This window comes from Streptomyces sp. NPDC001514, from assembly GCF_053597075.1.
Genome location: NZ_JBSFHO010000014.1, coordinates 173,018 through 181,775 on the forward strand (window position 1 = coordinate 173,018; position 8,758 = coordinate 181,775).

Sequence of the window (8,758 nt, forward strand, 5' to 3'; positions counted from 1 at the left end):
CCCTCTTCCGTAGCCCCCAGTGGACTGCCCGCAACACCCTGCCACGGAAACCCGTGTCTCCGGGTGGGTCGGACCGGCCGCATCCATGCCCGCAACGGCCTGAAGCGGTCGGGGCGTAACAGTTCCTGAGGGAGCGTCGTTGGGGTTCACGACGACGAGGGGGTGCGCGGATGCGCCGCAGGGTGCTGGAGATGTTTCCCGCCGGGGGGCCATGGGGCAGCCGCCCGGCAGAGGAGTTCGCGCGCGCCCGGCGCGACGAGGGCCTTCCGGCAGAGGTCGTGATGGACCTCGACACGGACGCCTTCCTGGTGATCGTCCCGCACCAGCCGACCGAACCGGGCCGCCACCCGCTCGGCTGACCTCGTCGGAGCCCGGCTCAGGGCGCTGTCGGCTCGGGCCGCGGCGCGCCCGCTGCCAGGGCCAGCAGCTCGTCCACCGACCACTGGTCGTAGACGTGCTCGCCGTACTTGGCGGCGAGCACACGGGCGTCGCGTCCGATCAGGAAGTCGGCGGGAAGCCCCAGCCGTCCGCCGGGCTGGGTGGGTGCCGGTGCGCGTTCCCTTCCGCGGGCGACCTCCCATGCGCTGCGCGCGACCGCCCGGAGGATCGGGCCCCACGCGCGCGGACTGAGCAGCGATCGGGGCGCCGACTCGACACCGAACTCGGCGTACAGCCGCTTGCCGGGGTCGGCGATCACGGCGAACGGCAGGTCCGCGGTGTGCTCGGCCAGTTCACCGGCCGGCGAGTGGAAGACGACGACCTCGCGAATGCCGGCCGCCTCGATCTCCCCGTGCCGCCGCACCACCGACCGCAGATGAAGGTTGCAGACCGGGCAGCCCGCGAACCGCCGGAACTGCAGATGAACAAGGCGCCCGGGATCGGGGACGGCCACGGGCGGACCGGACACGGCGGTCAGTGCGCGGGCGGTGACGACGGAGCCGGGAGACGTTCGGGACGTGCGCATCGGACAACCCTTCCCTCGCGGGCGACACAGCCATCGTTGGCGTATGCCGTACACCTACCAATCGTAGGCGTATGCCGTACGCTGTCAACCGTCATGCCGCGCCCACGCTCGCTCACCCATGCCCAGGTGGCCTCGGCCGCCCTCGCCGTCATCGACCGCGAAGGGCTCGCCGGGCTGACGATGCGCGCCGTCGCCGTGGAGCTCGGGATGAGCACGATGGCGCTCTACCGGTACGTGGTCGACCGCGACGAGCTCGAGCAGCTCGTCGTCGAGCTCGTCCTCGGCGCCGTCGACACCACGCCGCCGCCCCCGGACGCGTCATGGCGGGAGCGGATCGAGGTCATGGTGGGGCGGCTGCGGGACGCCGTCGACGCCCATCCGGCGGTCGTACCGCTGACCATGACCCACCGGCATCGGTCACCCAGCCAGCTGCGCTGGGCGGAGACCGTGCTCGGCATCCTCACCGAGGCGGGTTTCGAGGGCGAGCGGCGGGTCATCGCGCTGCGCGGGCTGGTCGCCTACGTCATCGGGGCGATGCAGCTCGAACACCTCGGCCCCCTGTCGGGCCGGGGCACGGACGCCATCGCCCGGCTTCCGCAGGACGAGTTCCCGTACATGGCCGAGACCGCGCGGTACGCCGCCGCCGTCGATGCCGACCAGGAGTTCCTCGGCGGACTCGCGATCCTCTTGCGCGGCCTGGACGGCTCGGACGGCCCGAGCGGCCCGGAGGCGTGACGCCACGCGGGCGTTCTCACCCCTTGCCGGCCCCGAGCGTCAGCCCCGCGATGAAGTGCCGCTGCAGCAGCAGGAAGACCAACGTTCACCTGCCGGAACTGCGGGGTCGTTGCCCACGCAGACCGGAACGCTTCCCGCATCATCGCCCGCAAGGGCGAGGCTGCGTGGACTGCGGGGCGTGAGTCACGCGTCCCTGCCACCCCGTCCACCCCGTCGTAGGGGTGTCTGACGGAGGAGTCCACCCAGCAGCCAGTTGGGCGCTACCTCCAAGCCCGGTTCTTTAGGGCCGGGCCAGTGGACTAAGGGTTGCCTGCTTCAACGTCGCGGTAGGCCTTCCGCAGCACGGTGGCCTCCTCGCAGTAGACGCCTTCGGTGCGGCAGTTGCCGCAGGCGGAAGCGTGGGAGATGAACGCGGTGTAGGCCTGGCTGGTCGCGGTGGCGCGTAAGGCGCGCGACTGCCGAACAGGCGGGACATGGGCGCGCAGTACGGGGTTGCGCCCGGCACGGTACGGCGGGCGGTGCGGGAGTTGAGGGACCGCGGCCTGGTGCGAACGCTGCCGAACAAGGGCACGTTCGTCTCGTGGCGGCCGGAGGGCTGACATGTCGAAGCCCCGCACGGTGGCGGGGCTTGGCTAGGAGCTCTTACGGTCAGGCTCCCTACCCGAGGTGGTGTTTGGGTGGGGTGAGTTCCAGGCTGACGCCTCCCACGTGTGCCGACCAGCGGTCACCGCGCTTAACGGCTGCTTGCCCCTCGTCCAGGAAACGGCGGCGAATGATCAGCATGGACTCTTGGAAGGAGGCGACCTTCTGCGGCGTCACCATGCGCGGCCCCTCTTCGAGCCTGTCCTGCGCTTCCTTAAGGCTTTGCTCGATCCGGTCCAGCGCCCCGACGACATCGCCCACGTCGCTTCCGCCGGACGCAACGTCGTACAGATCCCACGCCAGCCACAGGCCCATGATCCCAGCGTATGACTGGTGTCCGAGATAGGAGCAAGGCCGACAGCGGCACCCCGTAGCCTGGAATGCTGAGATCCGGCAGAGCTGCAGAAGGCTGCCGAGGCGGCCCGCAAGGAGGCGACCGCGCAGCCGTACAGTGCGGAGGCGTGAGCGCCCTGGGTGGATGCCACGGAGCGGTTGCACGCCGCAGTCACGGCATACGCGGAGGCGACCGGGCAGAACCGGTACGACGTCGAGACAGTGTTGAAGAAGCGCGTCGGGCACCCGGAGGACTGAGGTTCGTCCCGCCCGTCGGGCGCTGTTCCGACGGGCGGGTCCGAGTCGCGCCGCAGCCAGCAGCGGATGGGATGCCTCAGTGTCTCAGGCGGCACTGACAACGAGGGTCAGCAATTCCACCAGGACTTGTCCGCGGCCTCGCACACGGAACGCCTCAGTTGCCACATGTCCTGGCTTTGCTGATTGAGCGCCGCCTGATCCTTCGTCGTCTGAGCAGCCACCCGATCTCCTGCGGAAAAGCAGTCCGGGTTCTGCAGGATGATGTTCGGTGCATTCTGGTAGGCGGCCTGCGCCGCGACCGGGTTGCCCTGGTACCCCTGGCGAGTCTGTGCGATGTGCGCGTCGACCACTCCCATGTTCGTCTGGAGTGCCTGCTTGGCCTCGACGCATCCGCGGTCTTCTCCGACCGGTGCGGTCGCGCGGCCGGCGTAGAAGCCGCCTGCTGCCGCTGCGACGACGACGGTGCCTGCGCACGGCACGGTGCTGGTGCGCGTGTCGGCGGACCCTGGCTGGGCAACGCTGCCGCCCGCCGTGGAACTCGGCGCCGACGAGGGGGGCGAAGCCCCCAGTTCGGGAAGGGGCGGGGAGGGGCAAGGCTCGCCGAAGGCGTCCAGGACCGCCCCGCGCCCCACCCGTTCAGCCGTTGAGCGACGCCGCCCTCTCGCCCCGCAGCACCGGCGAGGCGGCGGCTGCCGCCCCCAGCAGGCCCGCGTCCGTGCCGGTGAGGGCCGGGGCCACGACGAGGCCCTGGACGAAGGAGAGCGTCGCGTAGTCGTGCAGCGCCCGTCGCAGCGGGGTGAAGAGGACGTCACCCGCGCCCGCCACTCCCCCGCCGACGACGGCGATGCGGATCTCGACCAGGGTCGCCGTCGCGGCGATGCCGGCGGCCAGCGCCTGGGCCGCACGCTCGAAGGAGGCGATCGCGACGGGGTCACCGGCCGTCGCCGCGGCGGCGACGGCGGCCGCCGAGGTGTCCCCGTCGGGGCCCGGCCGCCAGCCGTTCTCGAGGGCACGGCGCGCGATGTTGGGGCCGCTAGCGATCCGTTCCACGCAGCCGCGGCCGCCGCACGGGCACAGGTCGCCGTCGAGGTCCACGCTGATGTGGCCGATGTGGCCGGCGTTGCCCGTGGGCCCGGGGTGCAGCGTGCCGCCGAGGACCAGCCCGCCTCCGACGCCCGTCGAGACCACCATGCACAGCGCGTCGTCGTACCCGCGGGCAGCGCCCAGCCAGTGCTCGGCCGCGGTGATCGCGACACCGTCCCCGACGAGTTCGACACGGAGCCCACCGGAGGCCGCACGCACCCGGTCCACCAGGGGGAACCCGCGCCAGCCGGGCACATTGACCGGGCTCACCGTACCGGCGGACGCGTCCACCGGTCCCGCGCTGCCGATGCCGACGGCCGTCGCGTGCAACCACAGCGGTGACGCCGCGAGCTCGCCGAGCACCGACTCCACTGCCCTCATCACCGTCTCGCCGTCCTCGCGCGCCGGCGTCGGCCGCTGGGCCCGCACGAGAATGCTGCCGCTGCTGTCCACCAACGCGCCGGCGATCTTGGTGCCGCCGATGTCGAGCGCGGCGACGAGGTCGTTATGCATGGGTGTGCGATCTCCAAGGGACAGGCAGCCAGGACACACCGCGGACCTGCGGCTTCGTTGACCAGTCTCCATTGCCCTGACAACGTTGTCCAGGGCCTATGCTCGACGCCACAGCCTTGCACAGCACCGCGGTGTCCGCAGGGCGAACCCCATGTGCCCGCCGAGGGCGCACCGACAACGACAGGACAGCGCACTGTGGCCGAGTTCGCCCGCCGCCCCGAGACCGTCCGCTACGGCACCCGGCCCACCATGAAGGACGTGGCCGCGCGTGCGGGAGTCGGGCTCAAGACGGTCTCGCGGGTGGTGAACGGCGAGCCCGGCGTCACCCCGGACACCGAGCGGCGCGTGCAGGAGGCCATCGAGGCGCTGGGCTTCCGGCGCAACGACAGTGCCCGGGTGCTGCGCAAGGGCCGTACGGCGTCCGTCGGGCTGGTCCTGGAGGATCTCGCGGACCCCTTCTACGGTCCGCTGAGCCGCGCGGTGGAGGAGGTCGCCCGGGCCCACGGCGCGCTGCTGATCAACGGATCGAGCGCGGAGGACCCGGACCGCGAGCAGGAGCTGGTGCTGGCGCTGTGCGCCCGCCGCGTGGACGGGCTGATCGTGATCCCGGCGGGTCACGACCACCGCTATCTGGAGCCCGAGATCAAGGCGGGCATCGCGACGGTGTTCGTGGACCGGCCGGCCGGGCGGATCGACGCGGACGTCGTCCTCTCCGACAGCTTCGGTGGTTCCCGGGAGGGCGTGGCCCATCTGATCGCCCACGGGCACCGCAGGATCGGGTTCATCGGCGACCAGCCGCGCATCCACACGGCCACGGAGCGGCTGCGCGGGTACCGCGCCGCGATGGAGGACGCGGGCCTGCCGGCGGACGAGCGGTGGGTCTCCCTCGGCTCGACCGACCCCGAGCGGGTCACGGCCGCGGTGGAGACGATGCTCTCCGGTCCTGACCCGGTCACCGCGGTCTTCGCCGGCAACAACCGGGTGACCGTGACGGCCGTCAGGGTCCTGGCGAGCCTCGAAACGCCGGTCGCCCTGGTCGGGTTCGACGACATCGAGCTCGCCGATCTGCTCGGCATCACCGTCGTTGCGCAGGACGCGGCAGCGCTCGGCCGTACCGCCGCGGAACGGCTGTTCCGCCGGCTCGACGGGGTGGCCGAGGCGCCCGCCCGCGTCGAGCTGACGACCCGGCTGATCGCACGCGGCTCGGGCGAACTGCCGCCGGGTGCCTGAGCCGCGCGGCCGGGCGGGCGGCGCCGTCGCCCCCTCGCCGGTGCAGCTGACCAGGTGCGGCACCGACGGGCCCGGCGGCGAGCACATTCACGCAAGGTGAACGAGGCACGGCTCCTCGCAGGCCGCTGAGCCGCCATCAGCGCGGCGCATAATCACGGGCCTTTGCACCCACCACCCGCTTACGCTCCTCCCCATGGCCGAACTCGCCGCCGACGAGCGGATATCAAAACAGTCACGCCCGCTGTGGCGTGACCGCGACTTCGGTGTCTTCTGGGCCGCGCAGACCCTCTCGGTCGTCGGTGACTCGTTCGCCCTGATCGCACTGCCGCTGCTGGTGCTGCACGAGACGGGATCCGTGGCGCAGATGGGACTGCTGACCGGCGTCGCCGGTGCGGCCTCGCTCGTCGCAGGAGTATTCGCCGGGGTCGTGGTGGACCGCGTGGACCGCAGGAAGCTGCTGATCGCCTGCGACGTCGTTCGTATGATGCTGTACGGACTGGTCCCGCTGGTATGGGTGTTCGGCCCGCAGATCTGGCTGCTCTATGTGCTCCTGCCGCTCGGCGAGGCGGTTGGGATGCTGTTCGCCGTCACCTACGTGACCGTCGTCCGGAGCCTTGTGAGCGGCAGCCGGATCACGGAGGCCAACGGCAGGCTCAACGCGACGGCCGCGGCGGCCGGGGTGGTCGGCCCGCTGTGCGCGGGCGTGGTGGCGGCCCGGTTCGGGCCGGCGGCCGCGGTCGGCGTGGATGCGGCGAGCTTCGGCGTGTCCGCAGCCTGCCTGGGCTTCGTGCGGTTCCGGGGCGGTACGCGCGCGACCCCGACCGAGCGGACGTCGGAACCGGACGCGAAAGCGGCTCCGCGGAGGCTGTGGACGGACCTGATCGCCGGGGTGTCCTTCCTGCGCCGGCACCCCGTGCTGCGGAGCCTGACCGTCCTTCTGTCGGTCTTCAGCTTCCTGACGCTCGGCCTCAACGACCTGCTCATCTACCACCTCAAGCACGACCTCGGCCAGAGCGACGGCGCGGTGGGGACGGTCTTCGCGGTGGGGGCGACGGGCACGATCACGGGAGCGCTTCTCGTGGCCCCGATCCGCCGCGGGCTCGGCTTCGGTGCGACCTGGATCGGCGCGGTCGCGCTGTGCGGGGTCGCCGTGGCGGGCATCGGCTGGGCCGGCAGTGTGGCGGGCGTCGCGGTCATGACCGCGACGTTCCTGGGCTGCGCCGGCATCGCGGGCACGTGCTCGATGTCGCTGCGTCAGGAGGTGACGCCCGAGCACTTGCTGGGGCGGGTCACCTCGGCGTTCTGGACCATCCACTACTCGGCAGCCCCGATCGGCGCGGCCGTTCTCACCTGGGCCGCGCAACGTCATGGCACGGCCCCCGTGGGCCTGGCCGCCGGCGCGTGCTGCCTGCTGGTGGCGGCGCTGGCGGTGCTCACCCCGGTCCGCCGGCGCCGACCGGAGCGCTTGCCTGCCCTGACCTGACCAGCGCACTGCCGGCACAGCCCGGGACACCGCAGCCCTGCCCGCTCCTCCGGACAGGGCAGCGGTGACAGGTCCGGCGAGGGCTGTCGGGTGCTACTGGGCCGTGGCCGTCAGGTCGCCACGTCGCGGCCGCGCGAAGCCGTCGAGTTCGGCGCGCGTCAACCCCGTGAGGCGGGCCACCTCTTCGTCGTCGAGCGCGCCGCAGTCGAGCCCGCGCAGCAGATAGCCGCTGAGGGCCTTCGCGGTGGCGGGCTCGTCCATGATGTCGCCCTCGGTCCTGGCGACGTACGCGGCGAGGCGGGCCGCGGCTGCCTCCATGCCCTCGCGGTAGAAGGCGAAGACGGCGGCGTAGCGGGTCGGGAGGTGGCCCGGGTGCATGTCCCAGCCCTGGTAGTAAGCGCGGGCCAGCGCGCGGCGGGTCAGGCCGTAGTGCAGCTTCCAGGCGTCGTGGACGTGCTCGGTGGAGCCGACGGGCAGCACGTTCGTGGAGCCGTCGGACACGCGGACGCCCGTGCCGGCCGCGGCGACCTGCATGACCGCCTTGGCGTGGTCGGCGGCCGGGTGGTCGCTGGCCTGGTACGCGGCGCTGACGCCGAGGCAGGCGCTGTAGTCGAAGGTGCCGTAGTGCAGACCGGTGGCGCGGCCCTCGGCGGCGTCGATCATGCGGGCGACGGTGGCGGTGCCGTCGGCGGCGAGGATGGACTGGCTGGTCTCGATCTGGATCTCGAAGCCGATCCGGCCGGCGTCCAGGCCGTGGGCCTTCTCGAAGGCCTCGAGGAGCCGGACGAACGCCGTGACCTGCTCGGGGTAGGTGACCTTGGGGAGGGTGAGGACGAGGCCCTCGGGGAGGCCGCCGTGCTCTATCAGGCCGGTGAGGAAGACGTCCGTGGTCCGGATGCCGCGGTCGCGTACGGCGGCCTCCATGCACTTCATGCGGATGCCCATGTACGGGGCCGCGGTGCCCTTCGCGTACGCCTCCGGGATCAGCCGGGCGGCGCGGGCGGCGTCCGCGTCCTCGTCGCGGCCGTGATAGCCGTCCTCGAAGTCGACGCGGAGGTCCTCGATGGGCTCGCGCTCCAGCTTGGCCCGTACGCGCGTGTACACCGGTTCGGCGAGTTCGTCGGACAGGCCGAGGACGCGGGCGAGGGTCGCGGCGTCCGGCGCGTGCTCGTCGAGCGCGGCGAGCGCCTGGTCGCCCCAGGAGCGGATGGTGTCGGCGCCGAAGGCGTCGCCGGGTACGTAGACGGTGTGGACGGGCTGGCGGTTGCCGGGGTCTCCCGGGTAGCGGCGGGCGAGCTCGGCGTCCACCGGTGCGAGGGAGGCGCTGATGCTCTCGCTGACCGCACCGGCGAGGCTCGTCGCCACCTTCTCCTGCTGACCCATCGCTGCACACCCTCCTGTTTTCCGCTGCACGGAATCAATAATCCGTATGGTGAAGTTAGTCGGGGTGACTGACCTGCGTCAATGGTCCCCTGCAACGGCACGGGGCCGCGCGGTGAGTTCACCGTGCGGCCCCG

General features: G+C 72.1%; 10 protein-coding genes. 5 read left to right on the forward strand and 5 right to left on the reverse strand.

Features of this window, described 5'->3' with window-relative positions:
• Positions 1–170: 170 nt before the first annotated feature.
• Positions 171–359 (forward strand): hypothetical protein, encoded by a 189-nt coding sequence (locus tag ACWCXB_RS17455; RefSeq protein ID WP_450723703.1) that lies wholly within the window; start codon positions 171–173, stop codon positions 357–359.
• A 17-nt stretch (positions 360–376) separates the two neighbouring features.
• Here the strand turns inward: ACWCXB_RS17455 and ACWCXB_RS17460 are convergent, their stop codons facing one another.
• On the reverse strand, positions 377–964 hold the full coding sequence (locus ACWCXB_RS17460) for a peroxiredoxin-like family protein (RefSeq protein ID WP_450723705.1): 588 nt from the start codon (positions 962–964) through the stop codon (positions 377–379).
• 93 nt (positions 965–1,057) lie between these two features.
• On the opposite strand from ACWCXB_RS17460, the gene ACWCXB_RS17465 reads away from it, so the two are divergent.
• Together ACWCXB_RS17465 and ACWCXB_RS17470 are read left to right on the forward strand one after the other, a co-directional pair.
• A complete protein-coding gene (locus tag ACWCXB_RS17465) occupies positions 1,058–1,699 on the forward strand; it encodes a TetR/AcrR family transcriptional regulator C-terminal domain-containing protein (RefSeq protein ID WP_450723707.1) in 642 nt (213 codons plus the stop codon).
• Positions 1,700–2,154: 455 nt separating this feature from the next.
• Complete coding sequence (locus ACWCXB_RS17470; protein ID WP_450723727.1) at positions 2,155–2,298, forward strand: GntR family transcriptional regulator; 144 nt, start codon at positions 2,155–2,157, stop codon at positions 2,296–2,298.
• 58 nt (positions 2,299–2,356) lie between these two features.
• Here the strand turns inward: ACWCXB_RS17470 and ACWCXB_RS17475 are convergent, their stop codons facing one another.
• From ACWCXB_RS17475 to ACWCXB_RS17485, 3 genes are all read right to left on the reverse strand, one after another.
• The gene (locus ACWCXB_RS17475; RefSeq protein ID WP_450723709.1) at positions 2,357–2,656 is read right to left on the reverse strand and encodes a hypothetical protein; all 300 of its coding nucleotides are present in this window, start codon (positions 2,654–2,656) and stop codon (positions 2,357–2,359) included.
• A gap of 383 nt (positions 2,657–3,039) precedes the next feature.
• Positions 3,040–3,411 carry a hypothetical protein gene (locus ACWCXB_RS17480; RefSeq protein WP_450723711.1) on the reverse strand — a complete coding sequence of 124 codons (372 nt, stop codon included), beginning with the start codon at positions 3,409–3,411 and terminating at the stop codon, positions 3,040–3,042.
• Between the two features lie 157 nt (positions 3,412–3,568).
• Positions 3,569–4,528: an ROK family protein gene (locus ACWCXB_RS17485; RefSeq protein ID WP_450723713.1), complete on the reverse strand. Its 960-nt coding sequence runs from the start codon at positions 4,526–4,528 to the stop codon at positions 3,569–3,571.
• A 249-nt stretch (positions 4,529–4,777) separates the two neighbouring features.
• Between ACWCXB_RS17485 and ACWCXB_RS17490 the strand changes: the two genes are divergently transcribed.
• Together ACWCXB_RS17490 and ACWCXB_RS17495 are read left to right on the forward strand one after the other, a co-directional pair.
• Entirely contained in the window at positions 4,778–5,758 is a 981-nt protein-coding gene (locus tag ACWCXB_RS17490) for a LacI family DNA-binding transcriptional regulator (protein WP_450723729.1), read from the forward strand.
• A 193-nt stretch (positions 5,759–5,951) separates the two neighbouring features.
• The gene (locus tag ACWCXB_RS17495) at positions 5,952–7,241 is read left to right on the forward strand and encodes an MFS transporter (RefSeq protein WP_450723715.1); all 1,290 of its coding nucleotides are present in this window, start codon (positions 5,952–5,954) and stop codon (positions 7,239–7,241) included.
• A gap of 93 nt (positions 7,242–7,334) precedes the next feature.
• On the opposite strand, the gene ACWCXB_RS17500 is transcribed toward ACWCXB_RS17495, so the two are convergent.
• Positions 7,335–8,624, reverse strand: coding sequence for a DUF6986 family protein (locus tag ACWCXB_RS17500; RefSeq protein ID WP_450723717.1), 1,290 nt, complete (start codon positions 8,622–8,624; stop codon positions 7,335–7,337).
• Positions 8,625–8,758 lie beyond the last annotated feature (134 nt).

Bases quoted from the DNA above. Each gene is read 5' to 3' on its own strand.
- ACWCXB_RS17455 (WP_450723703.1), top strand. From the start codon at position 171: ATGCGCCGCAGGGTGCTGGAGATGTTTCCCGCCGGGGGGCCATGGGGC.
- ACWCXB_RS17485 (WP_450723713.1), bottom strand. From the start codon at position 4,528: ATGCATAACGACCTCGTCGCCGCGCTCGACATCGGCGGCACCAAGATC.
- ACWCXB_RS17500 (WP_450723717.1), bottom strand. From the start codon at position 8,624: ATGGGTCAGCAGGAGAAGGTGGCGACGAGCCTCGCCGGTGCGGTCAGC.
- ACWCXB_RS17460 (WP_450723705.1), bottom strand. From the start codon at position 964: ATGCGCACGTCCCGAACGTCTCCCGGCTCCGTCGTCACCGCCCGCGCA.
- ACWCXB_RS17475 (WP_450723709.1), bottom strand. From the start codon at position 2,656: ATGGGCCTGTGGCTGGCGTGGGATCTGTACGACGTTGCGTCCGGCGGA.
- ACWCXB_RS17495 (WP_450723715.1), top strand. From the start codon at position 5,952: ATGGCCGAACTCGCCGCCGACGAGCGGATATCAAAACAGTCACGCCCG.
- ACWCXB_RS17465 (WP_450723707.1), top strand. From the start codon at position 1,058: ATGCCGCGCCCACGCTCGCTCACCCATGCCCAGGTGGCCTCGGCCGCC.
- ACWCXB_RS17490 (WP_450723729.1), top strand. From the start codon at position 4,778: ATGAAGGACGTGGCCGCGCGTGCGGGAGTCGGGCTCAAGACGGTCTCG.